Source organism: Bradyrhizobium cosmicum (assembly GCF_032290525.1).
GTDB classification, from domain to species: domain Bacteria; phylum Pseudomonadota; class Alphaproteobacteria; order Rhizobiales; family Xanthobacteraceae; genus Bradyrhizobium; species Bradyrhizobium cosmicum_A.
The window spans coordinates 1-16,791 of sequence record NZ_JASXTA010000034.1 but is presented as its reverse complement, the minus strand read 5'-3'; the positions used below and the strand labels follow the sequence as shown (position 1 = coordinate 16,791).

At 62.9% G+C, this 16,791-nt stretch carries 17 protein-coding genes; 6 read left to right on the top strand and 11 right to left on the bottom strand.

The features are described 5' to 3' along the window. Positions 1-113: 113 nt before the first annotated feature. Together QSV46_RS36060 and QSV46_RS36055 are read right to left on the bottom strand one after the other, a co-directional pair. Positions 114-1,277, bottom strand: a complete 1,164-nt coding sequence (locus QSV46_RS36060) for a CmpA/NrtA family ABC transporter substrate-binding protein (protein WP_314962993.1) — start codon at positions 1,275-1,277, stop codon at positions 114-116. Further along, positions 1,274-1,864 (bottom strand): ANTAR domain-containing response regulator, encoded by a 591-nt coding sequence (locus QSV46_RS36055; RefSeq protein ID WP_314962990.1) that lies wholly within the window; start codon positions 1,862-1,864, stop codon positions 1,274-1,276. Before QSV46_RS36055 ends, QSV46_RS36060 begins: the two co-directional genes overlap by 4 nt. A 113-nt stretch (positions 1,865-1,977) precedes the next feature. Between QSV46_RS36055 and rimO the strand changes: the two genes are divergently transcribed. Then, positions 1,978-3,303, top strand: a complete 1,326-nt coding sequence (gene rimO / locus QSV46_RS36050; protein ID WP_314962988.1) for a 30S ribosomal protein S12 methylthiotransferase RimO — start codon at positions 1,978-1,980, stop codon at positions 3,301-3,303. Between the two features lie 19 nt (positions 3,304-3,322). Here rimO and QSV46_RS36045 read toward each other — a convergent pair whose 3' ends face one another. From QSV46_RS36045 to QSV46_RS36030, 4 genes are all read right to left on the bottom strand, one after another. Beyond that, complete coding sequence (locus QSV46_RS36045; RefSeq protein WP_314962986.1) at positions 3,323-4,270, bottom strand: hypothetical protein; 948 nt, start codon at positions 4,268-4,270, stop codon at positions 3,323-3,325. 167 nt (positions 4,271-4,437) lie between these two features. After that, positions 4,438-4,857: a carboxymuconolactone decarboxylase family protein gene (locus QSV46_RS36040; protein WP_314963086.1), complete on the bottom strand. Its 420-nt coding sequence runs from the start codon at positions 4,855-4,857 to the stop codon at positions 4,438-4,440. Continuing rightward, positions 4,790-5,221 (bottom strand): MerR family transcriptional regulator, encoded by a 432-nt coding sequence (locus QSV46_RS36035; protein ID WP_314962983.1) that lies wholly within the window; start codon positions 5,219-5,221, stop codon positions 4,790-4,792. Before QSV46_RS36035 ends, QSV46_RS36040 begins: the two co-directional genes overlap by 68 nt. A gap of 157 nt (positions 5,222-5,378) precedes the next feature. Beyond that, the gene (locus QSV46_RS36030; protein ID WP_314962981.1) at positions 5,379-6,326 is read right to left on the bottom strand and encodes a hypothetical protein; all 948 of its coding nucleotides are present in this window, start codon (positions 6,324-6,326) and stop codon (positions 5,379-5,381) included. A 513-nt stretch (positions 6,327-6,839) separates the two neighbouring features. Here QSV46_RS36030 and QSV46_RS36025 point away from each other — a divergent pair. Continuing rightward, entirely contained in the window at positions 6,840-8,030 is a 1,191-nt protein-coding gene (locus QSV46_RS36025) for an acetylornithine transaminase (protein ID WP_314962979.1), read from the top strand. A gap of 148 nt (positions 8,031-8,178) precedes the next feature. Here QSV46_RS36025 and QSV46_RS36020 read toward each other — a convergent pair whose 3' ends face one another. The 3 genes from QSV46_RS36020 to pcsA all read right to left on the bottom strand — a co-directional run bounded on the left by QSV46_RS36020 (position 8,179) and on the right by pcsA (position 10,739). Beyond that, positions 8,179-9,153, bottom strand: coding sequence for a quinone oxidoreductase (locus tag QSV46_RS36020; protein ID WP_314962977.1), 975 nt, complete (start codon positions 9,151-9,153; stop codon positions 8,179-8,181). 75 nt (positions 9,154-9,228) lie between these two features. Then, a complete protein-coding gene (locus QSV46_RS36015; protein WP_314962976.1) occupies positions 9,229-9,963 on the bottom strand; it encodes a TerC family protein in 735 nt (244 codons plus the stop codon). Beyond that, positions 9,960-10,739 (bottom strand): phosphatidylcholine synthase, encoded by a 780-nt coding sequence (gene pcsA, locus QSV46_RS36010; RefSeq protein ID WP_314962974.1) that lies wholly within the window; start codon positions 10,737-10,739, stop codon positions 9,960-9,962. Before pcsA ends, QSV46_RS36015 begins: the two co-directional genes overlap by 4 nt. An 87-nt stretch (positions 10,740-10,826) precedes the next feature. Between pcsA and QSV46_RS36005 the strand changes: the two genes are divergently transcribed. Then, positions 10,827-12,011 carry a UbiH/UbiF family hydroxylase gene (locus tag QSV46_RS36005; RefSeq protein WP_314962972.1) on the top strand — a complete coding sequence of 395 codons (1,185 nt, stop codon included), beginning with the start codon at positions 10,827-10,829 and terminating at the stop codon, positions 12,009-12,011. Between the two features lie 7 nt (positions 12,012-12,018). On the opposite strand, the gene QSV46_RS36000 is transcribed toward QSV46_RS36005, so the two are convergent. After that, the gene (locus tag QSV46_RS36000; RefSeq protein ID WP_314962970.1) at positions 12,019-12,972 is read right to left on the bottom strand and encodes an AEC family transporter; all 954 of its coding nucleotides are present in this window, start codon (positions 12,970-12,972) and stop codon (positions 12,019-12,021) included. A gap of 106 nt (positions 12,973-13,078) precedes the next feature. Here QSV46_RS36000 and hspQ point away from each other — a divergent pair, with 106 nt between their 5' ends. After that, on the top strand, positions 13,079-13,411 hold the full coding sequence (gene hspQ / locus QSV46_RS35995; protein WP_314962966.1) for a heat shock protein HspQ: 333 nt from the start codon (positions 13,079-13,081) through the stop codon (positions 13,409-13,411). A 97-nt stretch (positions 13,412-13,508) separates the two neighbouring features. Here hspQ and QSV46_RS35990 read toward each other — a convergent pair whose 3' ends face one another. After that, positions 13,509-14,339, bottom strand: a complete 831-nt coding sequence (locus tag QSV46_RS35990) for an invasion associated locus B family protein (protein ID WP_314962963.1) — start codon at positions 14,337-14,339, stop codon at positions 13,509-13,511. Positions 14,340-15,284: 945 nt separating this feature from the next. On the opposite strand from QSV46_RS35990, the gene QSV46_RS35985 reads away from it, so the two are divergent. Both QSV46_RS35985 and QSV46_RS35980 read left to right on the top strand, forming a co-directional pair. Next, positions 15,285-15,965 carry a hypothetical protein gene (locus tag QSV46_RS35985; protein WP_314962960.1) on the top strand — a complete coding sequence of 227 codons (681 nt, stop codon included), beginning with the start codon at positions 15,285-15,287 and terminating at the stop codon, positions 15,963-15,965. 192 nt (positions 15,966-16,157) lie between these two features. After that, the gene (locus tag QSV46_RS35980; RefSeq protein WP_314962957.1) at positions 16,158-16,700 is read left to right on the top strand and encodes a hypothetical protein; all 543 of its coding nucleotides are present in this window, start codon (positions 16,158-16,160) and stop codon (positions 16,698-16,700) included. The last annotated feature ends 91 nt before the right edge of the window (positions 16,701-16,791 follow it).

Genomic DNA, 16,791 nt, shown 5'->3' with positions numbered 1-16,791 from the left:
ATGATTAAGAGCCTTCCCGGAAGATCCCGGTGTCGGAACTCTCATGAAATTCGAGCAGCCAGCTCAAAATTTAGCCGCGGAACCAATGCGCACAAAAACGATGCAGGATCGAATCAGGCCTTCCAGCGCCCTACCTCGAAGGCCTCCAGATGCCCCCGGATGTTGGCGGGATCGAAGGTCGGGCCGGCAAATGCCCCGAACGGTGCAGGAGCCTCTTCAGGCGGCCGGTGGCCCAGGGCCGCGTCGTAGAGATCCGGCCTGAACACGGCCATGGCCGTCCTGACGCCATCAGGGGTCAGCGCGGTCTGCCCCCAGCGTACCATCTGGGCATAGAGCCATGCAGCCTGAACCGGATCGGGCCGCCCTGCCCCTTCGCGTCCGACCAGGAGGTAACGGCCGCTTTCGCGCAAGGTACCATCGGGCGAAATCTTCAGGCGTCCCGTGAGCGTACGCTGGATGACTTCGGCATCGACACCGATCCGCTCGGGCTTTGCCAGGAGTTGCGCCGCCTCGGTGAGGTTCGCAGGCTGCTCGATGAACGCGGCGCCCTTCACCGCCGCGCGCACCAGTGCCGCGACCACATCCGGATTCTTCTCGGCCCAGACCTGACGGACAGCCAGCACCTTTTCCGCGGCGCGCACGAGGATGTCGGCGACGAAATGCAGGATGTGGCCGATACCGAGATCGACCGCGACCGAATTCCAGGGCGCGCCGACGCAGAACGCATCGACGTGGCCGCTCTTGAGGCTGTCCACCATGTAGGGCGGCGGCAGCACGACGAGACGCACATCCTCGTCGGGATCGACGCCGGCCGCCGCCATCCAGAACCGAAGCTGGTAATTGTGGGTCGAGAACGGAAAAGTCATGCCGAAGGTCAGCGGATCGACGCCAGCCTTGCGCCGCTTGGCGACCACCTTCGCCAACGCTTTCGCCGTGACGAGCGGATCGAAGCGGTCACCGTCGATCTCTTCCATCAGCGCGGCATGGAGTGCCGGCGAGACCGTGATCGCATTACCGTTGATGCCGAGATTGAAAGGCGCGGCGATCGGCACCTTGACGTGGCCGAGCCCGAGCGAGGACGCGATCGCCACCGGCGCCAGCAGATGCGCGGCATCGAACAGGCCGATATTGAGCTTGTCGCGGACGTTGGACCAGGAGACCTCGCGCACCAGCTCGATATCGAGGCCCTCGGCGGCGGCAAAGCCCTTGTCGACGGCGACGATCAGGGCGGCAGCATCGACCAGCGGGATGAACCCGATGCGGAGGGGGGCGGTCATTTCAGCATCTCCGACGCGGTGATGATCGACTGGGCGATCTCGCCGATTTTCTTCTTCTCGCGCATCGCAGTGGAGCGCAGCAGCACATAGGCCTCGTCCTCGGTCAGGCCCTTCACCTTCATCAGGATGCCCTTGGCGCGCTCGATGATCTTGCGGTCTTCCAGCTGCGATTTGGTGCGCTCCAGCTCCTCCTGGAGTTTTGCGAAGGCATTGAAGCGGGACACGCAGAGGTCGAGGATCGGCTTGATGCGCTCCTTCTTCAGGCCGTCGACGATATAAGCGGAGACCCCCGCCTCGACCGAGGCCTGGATCGAGGATGAATCGCTCTGGTCGACGAACATCGCGATCGGCCGCTTCACGGCGCGACTGACCTGGAACATCGCCTCCAGCACGTCGCGGCTGGGGTTTTCCAGATCGATCAGGATGATGTCGGGGTCCACCGCATAAATACGGGCGAGCAGGCTCTGCATCTCGCTGATGTGGACGATCTGCGTGAATCCGGCCTCCCGCAACCCTTCCTCGAGGATCGCAGCCCGGATCGGGCTTTCGTCGACGATCACGATTTTGGGCGACTGTTCGGCGCTCATAGCTCACTCACGGCAGGTGATTCATCCATAGCACGGCCGCGGGCCATGCAAAGGGTTGTAATTATGGGCAATTGGGACTAGCTCAGGCCGGTCAATCAGGCAGATTTGGATATATGGATCAGACGGCTGCGCCCAAGGTCAGCTTCGTGTCGCTCGGGTGTCCCAAGGCATTGGTGGATTCCGAACGTATCATCACGCGCCTGCGCGCCGAGGGCTACGAACTCGCTCGCAAGCACGACGGGGCCGACATCGTCATCGTCAATACGTGCGGCTTCCTCGACAGCGCCAAGCAGGAATCGCTCTCGGCGATCGGCGAGGCCATGGCCGAGAACGGCAAGGTGATCGTAACCGGCTGCATGGGCGCGGAACCCGAGCAGATCGAGCAGGCCTATCCCGGCGTGCTCTCGATCACGGGCCCGCAGCAATATGAGAGCGTACTGGATGCCGTGCACCGCGCGCTGCCGCCCGCCCACAATCCGCATCTCGACCTGGTGCCGCCGCAGGGCATCAAGCTAACGCCGCGCCACTACGCCTATTTGAAGATCTCCGAGGGCTGCAACAACCGCTGCACCTTCTGCATCATCCCGAAACTGCGCGGCGATCTCGTCTCGCGCCCCGCCGATGACGTGCTGCGCGAGGCCGAGCGCCTGGTCGGCGCCGGCGTCAAGGAGCTCTTGGTGATCTCGCAGGACACCTCGGCCTATGGCGTCGATCTCAAATACGCCGAGAGCCCGTGGAAGGACCGCCAGGTCCGCGCCAAATTCATCGACCTCGCGCGCGAGCTCGGCGAACTCGGTGCCTGGGTGCGGTTGCAATATGTCTACCCCTATCCGCATGTCGACGAGGTCATCGCGCTGATGAATGAGGGCAAGGTGCTGCCCTATCTCGACATCCCGTTCCAGCATGCAAGCCCCGAGGTGCTGAAGGCGATGAAGCGTCCAGCGGCGCAGGACAAGACGCTGGCGCGGATCAAGCGCTGGCGCGAGGAATGTCCCGATCTCGCGCTGCGCTCGACCTTCATCGTCGGCTTCCCCGGCGAGACCGATGCTGACTTCGCCTATTTGCTCGACTGGCTCGATGAGGCCGAGATCGATCGTCTCGGCTGCTTCAAGTACGAGCCGGTCGCCGGCGCCACGTCGAACGCGATCGAGAATCCGGTGCCGGAAGAGATCAAGCAGGAGCGCTACAACGCGTTGATGGCCCGCCAGCAGAAGATTTCTGCGCGCCGGCTGAAGCGCAAGGTCGGCACGCGCCAGCAAATCATCATCGATGAGGTCGGGCCGACCGTGGCCAAGGGTCGCTCCAAAGCCGACGCGCCGGAGATCGACGGCGCGGTCTATCTCACCAGCCGCCGTCCGTTGCGCGTCGGCGAGATCGTTACCGCGAAGATCGAGCGCGCCGACCAGTACGATTTGCACGGCAGCGTGGCGGGGTTCTGACGTCGCTCCGCCGACAGCCTCAACTCACTGTCGCCCGGTAAATGCCGTCCTCGCCGAAATGATACAGATGCTTGCCGCGGCCCTGCAATCGGCCGGGGGGCCGCGCCGAGCCGTCGGGCATCAACAGGCGTGCTCGCCGGACAGGGATCATCCCTTCTCGATCCCATCGTCCGATGCAGGCCACATCGGGTGGATCGCCGTATTGCCCTGCAAACAGAATCTCCGCCTCAGACATTGCGAACGCGTGGCAGCCTCGGAGCTTTGTGCGCTTCGAGGTCAATTGAAATTCCGCGTCAATTCTGCAGATCGGGAAATCCGGGTAGGAGACAATGGCGGCCTCCGCTCCGGTCACGTTGAGCGCACAGCAATCATAAATCGCAGGGCCGGCATCGTTCGGAAACTCCCAAATCTTCTCCCCGAGAGCCGAGAAGCAGACTAGCCCGGCTTGCCCAACCGGCGCGGCGCCCGGATGTCCCCATCCATAATTTCCAAAAACACCCTCGTCGAAATACGCAATCCAGATCCGGCCGCGTTCATCGATCTGGAGATCGCTGATGCCGTCGCCGAAGAGGACGCGGTTCGCTTGCCCGGTGCGAGGATCGAAGATGATTCCGTTCAGGTCGTAATCCGCCGCGGCCCGCCAGTTGCACCTGGTGGCGGCCAGCAAGAGCCGGCCGTCGAGAAACATGTCCACTTTTGGGAATGCAAGATCAAGTGGCGGCAAATCAATCGACTGGACCGATCCAGTGCTCTCCATCAGAAGGCGAAATCGCTTTGAACCGTCCCTTCTTGCGCGGGGAAACGAGCCGATGCCGCCATGATCGCTCTCGAACACAGCCTGACGTCCGGACTCCTCGACAAACAGGAACAGCCGCGACTGATCACCCGTCACCCCGCTCGCAGCGAGCGAGAAACCGGGAAGCGTCGGCGTGTCGCCAATCTTCTCGAATTGAACTGACCTGATCAACCGCGCCTCGGATGCCGATAACTTGCCAAAGGCAGCATCACCAAGCGGACGTCAGGCGCAAGGGCGAAGTCGCTGCGATCAGGGTTCTCGCCAGCCATTTCGCACCCAACGTTCCGGCCGCGGCACGCCGGCAAGACCGGCGCGCCTCAGAGTTTGGAGCAAGTTCGTCATGTCGCATCTCCCGACACCTGCTGTCCGTCACGCGCGGCGAACACCTCCTTGGCTGCGAACAGCCCGTTCACCGCGGCCGGGAAGCCCGCATAGACGGCCATCTGCATGATGATCTCCACGATCTCGTCGCGGGACAGCCCGACGTTCAGTCCCGCCTCGATATGCACTTTGAGCTGAGGCGCGGCATTTCCGAGCGCCGTCAACGCGGCGATCGTCGCGATCTCTCGATCGCGCAGGCCAAGGTCCGGACGACTGTAAATGTCGCCGAAGGGAAACTCGATCACGTATCGTGCGAAATCCGGAGCGATGTCGGCGAGTGAGGCGACGACCTTTTCGCCGGCTCTGCCGTCAATGCGTGACAGGGCCCGCTGGCCGCGGTCGAAGCGGCTTTCGACTTGTGTTTGGGCGTGCGTCATTTTCCTTCGTCCTCTGTTCGTCGCCGGCATAGCCGGCGATCTTGGTATCAAGGACGAGCAGGCATTCCTGGAGTTCGGCGATCTGCGTGCGAACCTGTTGTCGATGGATTTCCAGCATTTGCCGCCGGGCTGGCCCGGTGGCTGCGCCTTCATCACGAAGCGCCGCATAACGCAACATGTCCCGGATCGGCATTCCCGTGGTCTTGAGCCGACCGAGGAATGCGATCCATGTGAGGATCGATGCGTCAAAGTCACGCTGGCCGGAACGATCCCGATCTGCATATGGCAGCAGCCCGACGCGCTCATAATATCGCAACGTGTGGGTCGACAAGCCGGTTCGTTTTGCGAGGTCGCCGATCTTCATGTGTGCCCGTTCTCGTACTGACGCACGGATAGATACCCCTTCGAGCGCACTCTAAGTCAAGGGGGATCGAAGGTGCCGTTCCCGCGAGGTCAGGATGACACGACAGCAGCAGATTTCGGCGCGCCGGCCGGGCGGCAGCATCGCGGGATTCCGAGCTTCAGGATGCCGCCAGCCATTTCGGCACCCAGCGCTCCGGGCGCGGAGCGCGGGCGAGATCGGCGTGTGCCTCAGACAGCAGCGCGGGCTCGCCGTCGATGGTCGGGCGCACGTCGTAGTCGAAGCGCGGCATGACCCGGCCGTCGGCGTAGAGCCCGAAATTCATCGCCTGCCACAGCCCGAGCTCGGGATACGCGCGGCGCATCTCCTCGCGCAGATCGCGCAGCAGGGATTCAATCGAGGCGGCTTCCTCGAACGGCTGCGGCCCGCGCGAAAGCACACGGGCCTCGTATTGCTTGCCGACGATCGCGACCTCGAAATGCGTCCTGTCCCAGGGCTTTTTGCCCTTGGGCAGATGGGCGGCGAGCCGCCAGCCGAGTTCGGCCATCAAGCGGTGATTGGCCCAATAGTCCTCGCGGTCCCGGCTCCATTTTTCCATGAAGCCGCGGAAGTCGGGCATGTCAGGCGTGCCGTCATCACTCGCTATCGTCTCGCCGACCGGCCGCCCCGCAAGCCAGTGTGCAAGCTCGGCCGTCTGGCTTTCGACTTCATCGTGCGGCTTCAGATCGCTCCAGGCCGTGTCGAATTGCTGCGATGTCAATTTCGCCAGCAGCCCGTCGAGGCTCGGCGCGAGCAATTCGTAATCGCCCTCGGAGCCCAGTCCGACGATCGGCGGGTTGTCGCGGTCGAGACCGGCCCCATACCAGCCGCCGACGGCGGAGCCGTCCGGCAGCCGCATGAACAGCGAAAACCGGTCGCGCAACGGACTGCCGTCGACGATCGGTGCCTGATCGGAGAACTGACCCAGCAGGGAGAAACAGCCGACGCTGCCCCAAGGGCGCCCCTGCAGCCAGCCGGCGAAGTCGACCAGCAGCGGCGGCGCCTCGACGCCCGGCGGGAACGCGCCGCGAATGCTGTCGAGGTCGATCGGATAAGGCGTATCGGACAAGGCTTTTAAACTATCTGGTTGGTCCCACCTTCTTGGTCTGAGCCGTCATGCAATCGGTTCGAACCAAGTCGCGTCCTGCGATCACAAACGCGCCAGAGGTTCAATGGTTGCTACCCGGTAATTGTAGAATCGCAATCACAAGGCCGAAAGCCGGCGCAGCTTGTCTGCAAAATCGTCAAGCGATCTGCACTGCAGCAACGATGCGGAGCAGGCACGCATCTGCCTATTCGATGCACGCTCGGCGAGCATCCTGCAAAACGGCCGCTTGACAAGCCCTGCCGTTCGGCTGTAGGGACGCGACCCATGATCAACGCCCGGACCCATCAGCGCACCGAAATGCTCCGTCGTCGCTCCCGCGACGATGAGAGGGTGCGCCATGTCCGACGACGCCGCTGAACCACTGAGTTCAGCCAGTTTTCGAGAAAGGCCGCACCCGCAAGGTGCGGCCTTTCTGCTTTTTGCAGGTCTTTTTCATTCGCCTTGCTTTTTCACCCGCCTCCAGAGGAGTTCGACATGACGACGCATCCGTATGACGCGCTGATGGACATCACCGCACGGCCCAAGGCCGTGTTCGTCCGCGGCGCGGGCTCGTACCTCTGGGACGACAGCCGCAAGCGCTATCTCGATTTCGTGCAGGGCTGGGCCGTGAACTGCCTCGGCCACTCCCCGGCCGTGATCGCCGATGCGCTCGGCGCACAGGCCAAGCGGCTGCTGACGCCGAGCCCGGCCTTCTACAACGAGCCGAGTCTCCAGCTTGCACAGGCGCTGGTCGCGAACAGCGCCTTCGACCAGGTGTTCTTCGCCAATTCCGGTGCCGAGGCCAATGAGGGCGCGATCAAGCTCGCGCGCAAATATGGCAGTCTGCACAAAGGCGGCGCGTTCGAGATCATCAGCTTCGAGGGCGGCTTTCACGGCCGGACGCTGGCGACGATGTCGGCGTCCGGCAAGAAGGCGTTCGAGCCGCTGTTCGAGCCCAAGGTCGCCGGCTTCAAGAAGGCGAAGCTCAACGACATCGCCTCGGTCGAAAAGTTGATCAACGACAACACCGTCGCCGTGATGCTGGAGCCGATCCAGGGTGAGTCCGGTGTTTGGCCCGCGACCGACCAGTTCCTGCGGGAGCTGCGCGCGCTCACCGAGGCGCATGGCCTGCTGCTCATTTTCGATGAGATCCAGACCGGCATGGGCCGAACCGGCAAGCTCTTTCACTACGAGCACGCCGGGATTGCGCCTGACATCATGACGCTCGGCAAGGGCATCGGCGGCGGCGTGCCGCTCGCGGCCCTGCTGGCGACCGAGCGCGCCGCCTGCTTCGAGCACGGCGACCAGGGCGGCACGTTCAACGGCAACCCGATCATGTGCGCCGTGGGCCTTGCGGTGCTCGAGGAAGTCAGCAAGCCGGACTTCCTCAAGAACGTCACCGAGACCGGTCTCTTGCTCGAAAGCGAGCTGCAAAGGGTCTCGGCCCGGCACGGCCTCGGCGGCGTGCGGGGACGCGGGCTGCTGCTTGCGCTCGATCTCAAGCTCCCGATCGCGCCCGGGATCGTCGCGCAGGCGTTCGAGGCCGGCGTGCTGCTGAACGCACCGCAGGTCGACAGCTTGCGCTTCATGCCGGCGCTGAACGTCTCGAAGACAGAGATCGCCGAGATGATCGATTGTCTCGACGGGATCTTGACCAGGGCCGGAGCGGCAAGACGCGTCGCTTAGAGAACGTCTCGTGCCCCGGACGCAGCGCAGCGCCCCTTCGGCGGTGCGCTGCAGAGCCGGGGCCCATCTCTCCGCATTGAATGTCGCATCTGGGTCCCGGCTCTGCGCCGCAACGCTCGCGCGTTGCAGCTTGTCCGGGACACGCGCGCTACGGCTTCAAGATCGACGCGCCCGTGGTCTTGCGGCTTTCGAGGTCGATATGCGCTTTCGCGGCGTCCTTGAGCGCGTAGGCGTGGTTGATCGGCACGTGCAGCTTGCCGTTGATGACGGCGGCGAACAGCGTGTCGGCGCCTTCCAGCAGCTCCTTGCGGGTGCCGACGTAATCGTTGAGCTTCGGCCGGGTCGCAAACAGCGAGCCGTGATTGTTGAGTTCGGCGATCGAGAACGGCGGCACGGGTCCTGAGGCATTGCCGAACGAAACGAACATGCCGCGCGGCTTCAGGCAGGACAACGAGCCCGGGAAGGTCGCCTTGCCGACGCCGTCATAGACGACGTCGCAGCCCTCGTTGCGGCTGATCTGCTTGACGCGCGCGACGAAGTCCTCCTCGTTGTAGAGGATGACGTGTTCGCAGCCGTTGGCCTCCGCCAGCTCGGCCTTCTCGCGCGAGCCAACCGTACCGATGACGTGGGCGCCCATCGCCCTCGCCCATTGGCAGGCCAGAAGGCCGATGCCGCCGGCCGCGGCGTGAATCAGAACGCGATGATGCGGCTCGACCTTGAAGGTCTTGTGCAGCAGATACCAGACCGTCAGCCCTTTCAGCATCAGCACGGCGCCCTGCTCGTGGGTGATGTGGTCGGGCAGCTTGACGAGCCTTTCCCAGGGAATGTTGCGCTCGCCGGTATAGGCGCCGAGGTTGTGATAGTAGGCGACGCGGTCGCCGGGATGGAAATTGGTCACGCCCGGCCCGACCGCGACGACCTCGCCCGAGGCCTCGTTGCCGGCGATGAAGGGCAGCCCCGGCGCCTTGTAGAGGCCGGTGCGGTAATAGACGTCGATGAAGTTCAGGCCGACCGCATGCTGGCGGATGCGCACCTCGCCGGTAGCGGGCGCCGGAACGTCGACGCTCTCATAGACCAGGGCTTCGGGGCCTCCGACCTTGTGTACACGGACGGCTTTGGTCATCGTCTGACCTCCTCTTCTCGCCGGCAAGCGAAAGACATCGCGCGCGCCTTGTCAACAAGGCGCCGGCTGGAACGATTAAGCAGACCCCTTGCCGATCTTCCTGCGATTGCGCTTCGCCAGCACGTTGAAGAACTCGACCGCCGCCGAGAACACAATTGCGAAGTAGATATAGCCGCGCGGAATGTGGAATTGGAATCCGTCCGCGACCAGCGCGACGCCGATCAGCACCAGGAACGCAAGCGCGAGCATTTTCGTGGTCGGATGCTCCGCGACGAATCGCGACACCGGCCCGGACGAAATGTACATGATCAGGCAGGCGATCACGACGGCGGCGATCATGATCTCGATGTCCTGCGCCATGCCGATCGCGGTGATGATCGAGTCCAGCGAGAACACGATGTCGATGACGATGATCTGGACGATCACCCAGAAAAACGCGTTAGCGCCGGATTTCCGGTCGTCCTCGCCGTCGTCGGCTTCGACCTCGGCGTGGATCTCGTGCGTCGCCTTGGCGATCAGGAACAGGCCGCCGCCGATCAGGATCAGGTCGCGCCAGGAGAAGTCGTAACCGCCAAATGAAAATACCGGCGCGGTCAGGCCGATCAGCCAGACCAGCACGCTGAGCAGCATGATGCGGAAGACCAGCGCCAGCGCGAGCCCGATCTGGCGGGCGCGATGCGCCTGCTTCTCGGGGATGCGCGAGACGATCACCGACAGGAAGATGACGTTGTCGATGCCGAGCACGATCTCGAGCGAGGTCAGGGTCAGCAGCGCAGCCCAGGCTTCGGGGCTGGTGAGCAGGTGCATCATGCGAAGGATCTTGCCAAACGGATCATTGCGTCGCTGAAGCTGATCCAGAGCGCGATCGCACAGAGCGCCACCGTCACGCCGGTGCCGACGTGAAAGTCCATCTCCAGCACGTAGAGGCCCAGCATGGCCCAGATCGCGATCAGCGACATCGTCAGCCAGCGCAGCCGCACGACACGGACCGGATGCAGCACGTGGAAAGGCACGAAGGTCAGCACCACCAGTGCCGCGACCAGCAGCGTCGACCACAGCGGCGGCCAGTGCAGCAGGAACAGGTAGAACGCCGCCGCATTCCACAGCGCGGGGAAGCCGCGGAAATGGTTGTCGTCCGCCTTCATGCGCAGATCGGCGAAATACAATGCGCTGGTGACGATGATGGCGATGCCGAGCAAGGGAGCAGCCACCGGCAGCAGCAGGCCGCTGGCCACGATCGCATAGGCCGGCACGAACACATAGGTGACGAAATCGACCACGAGGTCGAGCACGTCGCCCGACCAGTTCGGCTGCACATGCTTGACGTTGAGCCGGCGCGCGATCGGGCCGTCGATCGCGTCGATGACGAGCGCTACACCCAGCCATCCGAACATCGCCGCCCAATGCTCGCGCACGGCTTCCAGCATCGCCAGGAGCGCGATGGCCGCGCCGAAGGCGGTGAAGATGTGCACCGAGAAGGCCGCGGCGCGGATCACCGGTCTCGGCTTCAGGGAATCCTGCTGGGTATCCAACTCAGTATCCATGGCTCCTGCTATCAGAATGGCACCGATTTGCACATAAGCCATTGCGGCGCCCGGTCGCACAATTCGCGTTAAAACAAAGGAAAAATAGCTGGGCTTGAATTTGCCGCGGGGCGTGTCAAATGTCCTTCCATGACAGACGCATCGACACTCCATGACGCGGCCGTGATCGGCGGCGGACCGGCGGGACTGGCCGCGGCCATCGCGCTGGCGCAGGCGGGCGCACGGACCGCGCTGGTGGCACGGCGCGCACCCTATGCCGACAACCGCACCACCGCCCTGCTTGGCGCCTCGGTCGATCTCTTGGAGAGGCTCGATGTCTGGCCGCGCTGCAAGGACAAGGCGGCGGCCCTCGAAGTCATGCGGCTCGTCGACGACACGGGCCGGCTGTTCCGCAGCCCCGAGGTCCGGTTCTCCTGTCACGAGATCGCGCTCGACGCCTTCGGCTACAACATCGACAACCGCTCGTTGATGCTGGCGCTGGAGGAGCGCGCGGCCGAATTACCCAACCTGGTTCGCTTCGACGACGAGGCCGAAAGCGTGGTCATCGAAACGGACGGCGTCGCCATCCGCACGGCGTCCGCGCAATTCCTCTCGGCCCGGCTCGTGGTCGGCGCCGACGGCCGCCACTCGCTGTGCCGCGAGGCCGCCGGCATTGCGGTGACGCGGCGCGAGCTGACGCAGACCGCCCTGACCTTCAATGTCGGCCACGCGCGTCCGCACCGCAACGTCTCGACCGAGTTCCACACGCCCCACGGACCCTGCGTGTTCGTACCGCTGCCCGGCGACCGCTCCAGCGTCGTCTGGGTCGCAGCTCCCGCGGAGGCCGAGCGGCTTCGCGGCTTGAGCGACGAGGAGCTGTCCGCCGCGATCGAGAAGCAGTCGCATTCCATCTTGGGACGCATGACGGTTGAGCCTGGGCGCAACCTGTTCCCGCTCGCGATCGAACGCCCCAGATGCTTCGGCCGCGACCGCATCGCGCTCGTCGGCGAAGCCGCCCATGTGGTCCCGCCGATCGGCGCCCAGGGTCTCAATCTCGGTCTGCGCGATGCCGCCGACATCGCCAGGCTCGCAGGCGAAGCCGTCGCGGCGGGCCAGGATCCCGGCGCGGACGAGGTGCTCAAGCGCTACGACCGCGCGCGGCGTCCGGACGTCCTGAGCCGCACGTTCGCGATCGATATCGCCAACCGCTCCTTGCTCAACGATTTCCTGCCGCTGCAGCCCGTGCGGGCGGTCGGCATGCATCTGCTCGGCGCCATCGGCCCGCTCCGGCGTTTTGCGATGCGCGAGGGGCTGACACCGACCTGGCGGCGGTAGCCGCTCCTCAGGGAAACACCAGCCGGCCGGTCTGGATCGCCCACATCACGCTGGTCAGCGTGACCACCGAGGCAAAGGTCCCGAGCAGCACCGCGACGGAGGCGGATTCGATCCAGGCGTCGTTCTGCCGGGCGATCACGAACACGTTCAGCGCCGGCGGCAGCGACGCCATCAGCACGGCGGTCGCGGCCCAGGGCTGCGCGAACGGCCCAAACGCCAGCATCAAGCCGAACGCTGCGAGCGGATGGATCAATAGCTTCACCGCGATCACGCCCGGCACCTCCCACGGCACGCGATTGAACGGGCGGAGCGCCACGGTCACGCCGAGCACGAACAGCGCGGTCGGGGCGGCTGCGTTCTGGAGAAAGGTGATGGTGCGGTCGAGCGCGACCGGCAGCTCGATATGGAGGGCGGCGACGGCTGCGCCAAAGCAGGCCGACATGATCAGCGGGTTGAGCACGATCTGCTTCAGCACGACGCCGAAGGCGTGCACGATCGAGGGATGATCGCGGTCGGAGAGCTCGATCAGCAGCGGCACGACCGTGAACAGGAAGATGCTGTCGCAGCAGAAGATCAGCGCGGTCGGCGCCGACGCCTTCGGTCCGAGCACGGCAAGCGCCAGCCCCGGCCCCATATAGCCGATATTGCCGTAGCCGCCGGAGAGGCCCGCAAGCGTTGCCTCGCGCAGCGTCAGCCGTCCCAAAACCTTCCCGACGACCAGCGCCAGGGTGAATGCGGCAACCGTCGAGAGCGTGGTCGCGACCAGGAACGGCGGGTTGTTCAATTCGGAGAACGGCGTCTTCGACATGATCGCGAACAGCAGCGCCGGCAGCGACACGTAGAGCAGAAAGAAGTTCATCCAGGCGAGGCCCGATTCCGGCAATGATTTGGTCTTGCCGCAAGCGAATCCGACGAAGATCAAGCCGAAATAGGGTAGCGCCAGATTGAGGATATCGACCATTGATGAAGTGTTTTCTGAGGACTTGGGGGCTATCTGCCCCTTACGCGAAGGTTAATTCCAGATCAGGGCACTAGCATCGGCCACAATCCTGGTCTATCGACGGGGAATGATTAAAGCGCGGACCGCCAAGTTCCAGATCGGACAGGTCGTGCGCCACCGGATATTCTCGTTCCGGGGCGTGATCTTCGACATCGATCCGGAATTCAACAACACCGAGGAGTGGTGGCTGTCGATCCCCGAGGAGATACGGCCCCACAAGGACCAGCCGTTCTATCACCTGCTCGCGGAGAACGCGGATTCGGAATACGTCGCCTATGTCTCCGAGCAGAACCTCCTGGCCGACGAGACCGGCGAGCCGATCCGGCATTCGCAGGTTGCCGAGATCTTCATCAAGGACAAGGGCGGCGGCTACCGCCCGCGCAATCCGTCGCTGAACTGAGCCAGCGGGCGTGAACTGAGTTTTGCCGCCATCAAGCGGCCAGCAAAAAAGGCGCTCGAACCGAGCGCCTTTTTCATGTCCGGGATTTGAGCCCCGATTACTTCTGACCGGCCGGAGCGGCGCCGGGCGCACCACCGTTTTGCTCGAGCTTCTTGCGCTGCTCTTCGGCCTTCTTCTGAAGCTCTTCCTGGAGCTTCTTCTGGGTTTCCTCGAACTGCTTCGGATCGGTCGGCGGACCGTCATAGGCCTTCTGGAATTCGCCGGCGAGCGGCAGCGGCAGCGTCAACGGCGCGCCGTTGGCATTGATGGCCTGAACGACGAGATTCTGGCCCTTCTTCATGTTGCCGATCAGCTCGGGGCTCGCCTCGTAGTCCGACATGCAGCCGTTCTGGAAGCAGATCACATACGGTTGCTGGAGCGGCGCGTTGTTGTCCACGATGATGCGGGTGCCGTGCACGAGCTGCATGCCGAGCGGCAGCGTCACGCGCAGAATCTTCTTCGGCTCGCCTTCCGGCTCGATGATCACGGCGGCGATGACCGGCTGGCCCGACTCGATGCGACCGTCCTTGCCGGTGAAGCAAACCTGCTTGGCGTTGGCGTCCTGGCCCTTGAGGCAGAACTTGGTCCAGGGGGCGTAGATCAGCTGGATCTGCTGATCAGCCGGCTGGGCCGCGCCCTGTTGCGCCGGAGCGCCCTGAGCGGGAGCCTGCTGGGCGGGTGCCTGAGCGGCTGGCGCCGGAGCCTTGGGGGCTGCCTTGGGAGCGGCTTTCGGGGCGGCCGGAGCAGCCTTGGGTGCGGCGGGCGCGCCGGGAGCCGGCGCCGGGGTCTGGGCCTCGGCGGCAAACGGAGCGGTCAACGCCGTCGCCGTCAACAAGGCGAGAAGTCGCCCGCGCGGCCGTACGGACGCGGCCAAGTAACGGAAATTCATTGCGGAAAACCCTTTCCTTGGAAAAATCCTAGAGAAATCAATGGTTTCCCAGTGAGCATTCCCTAGAAACTTTCCATATTCATCCGTAGTCGTTCGCGAGATCGGGCCTCTTTGGGGGATCATCTAGAGCGACACTGCTGCCAAATCGAGAGGGCGGTGAGCTACCCCTTATCGACGGCGGGATGCACATAACCCACAAGACAGACCTCGTCTACCGTCGATGGTGTCAGTTGTTCGTAGAATGGTAGTTGCCCACGTAGTGTTGGTGTGTGGTGACAGGCCGGGCGCAAACTCGAATATTTGGCCGGGCGCTCCGCCGCTCTCCTTCACCCGAACTTCAAGACCGTTTCGAGGCTGCATGAGGCAGGAAAAAGGGCACCCAACGGGGTGCCCTCTCCCTTAGATCAACCGCCCGAATGCGGCCATGACCGAAACCAGCGTGGGATGAAAAGTCCATCCAAATCCGATCCGGTATGTCCTACCGTGCGGCTGACTGGCTTCGAGAAGAAGGAAAACACCCATCGGTGCTCCTTATTTCCCTTGCGTGAGGTCCCTTGCCGTAGTCGGTTCACGCATTAGGCCAGCAGTGTTGCGGGTGGGTTAGCCTGTTTTGGTCCGGTCAAGGTGCCCCGCCGTCACTCCTCCGACTAGCTCGTTGTCGCGAGGAAAGTGGGTCCGACACGCAGTATTTCAAGACGTGCTCGTCGAACTCTTTTGTTTGATCGTGCACAGCTAATTCGCACAACGGACAGCGAATCAGTTGATCGCACCATTGCGTTCGGCTCGAAATATCGAGCCTCTGATTCTAAGGGGTAAACAGTCAGGAGGCGGGCATGACCCGTGAAGACCTCTCGGCTGTTGCGGATGCAGTTTCAATAGTCACGAGCTTAGTGCTCCTGCTGGATGCACTACGCTTCCTGGCTCGCAATCAACCGGCGACAGCATTTGCTCGCCCTATTTCTTGCGGGGGCAGCCATTTTTCCGCTCGCGAGCTACGTCTATGCGGTCGCCGATGCGCGTCTCGTGGCTCCTAACGCGCGTAAGGCCGAGGTGACATCTTGGCCACGGGAGAGGATCACTCCAGATAGCAGGCCTCGCGTATTTCTCACAACTTGGATGAATGTCGGCGGCTCAATAGCAAAAACGCTGGTTGAACTTGATCGTTTTGAGAGATCCTACGGCTTGATTGGCGATGATTGGTACTCTTTTGAACGAATAGCAGGTTCTGCATGCGCTGCGCCTCACTACAACGCGCTGTCGCTCTATCGCCACGACGAGACTCGCAAATCAACCGCATGCGTCTCTGTTACAAAAGTTGGACGCCGGTTCGATATCTTCCCGCAAATCGCGGAGCCACACCTGCGCTTACTGACCGATGAGGCCGCCCCGTCACGGCACCAAAACGGCGGAACAGTCTATAGCAGCAGCACTCTAGAACTTAGATTGATTTCAAGGGATCACAACAATCTCGTTTCTTTCTGGGAAGCCCCTTATTTCGATGCTCCTGCGTTCCCACCAATATTCATGTATCGAGACATGGACTGGTGGAGGAAGTCCTTCGAGGGTGAGCACTCACGTCGTCCCGAACCAATCAAGTTCGTGTTAGACGCTCTTGGCAACACTTAGAGCCGGCGAAATCTGACAGCGTTGAACCGCAGCCGGTGCCAACCCTACCCTCTGCTTCTGGCCTAAAGCCGAAGACCACGTCATTCGCCTTGGTGTCCGCTGTCGCGGTTAAACCGGACGCCGAGCTGCACGTGGCTCGACCGCCGCTCGTGACCCGTTGCGGACATTGCAGAGAATTGGCATCTTCGCGCGATGATCAAAAATTGGCTGACGAATATGCGCACATGGGCTGTCTGTTTGATGGCTTATTGCGCTGCTTGCACTCACGTCGTGGCCTGTGTGATGCCGGGTTCACCAGCATCATTACGAGGCATCCTCTTCGAGCATGTTCCGATCAACATCAATGCACCGGTTGTCATCGAAGCGACCATCTATGACGCAACGGATGTGAGCTACGCGCACGACGGTAATTTCCCGACCATCACACTCATGAACGCGCGCGTGGATCGAGTGATCAAGGGATCAATCGATGCCAAATATCTCAAGATATTCGTGTACACCAGTAGCTGCGGCCACGTTGGCGTCGGGCGGGGAATCGTTGTCGGAACGCTTCGAGACGATCCTCAGCGCGGGATCATGCTGGAAGCAATCCAGAAGGCCGACATGCGCGATTGGTCTAAGGAATTTTTCGCACAACACGTGGCAATTCGCGATGCCGCAAAGTGCGAGAAAAACACGTTCGGGGTCCGTGAGTGCCGCCTTCCGGGTATTGGCCCGGAATCAACTCAGCCCTGATGCTCGACGCGCGTCCGCTTATGATGCTGTGGACGGCTCCTCCACGGGCACGAGAGTGCCAAAGACTGGGCGCCGTTTAAGGCTCCCACGA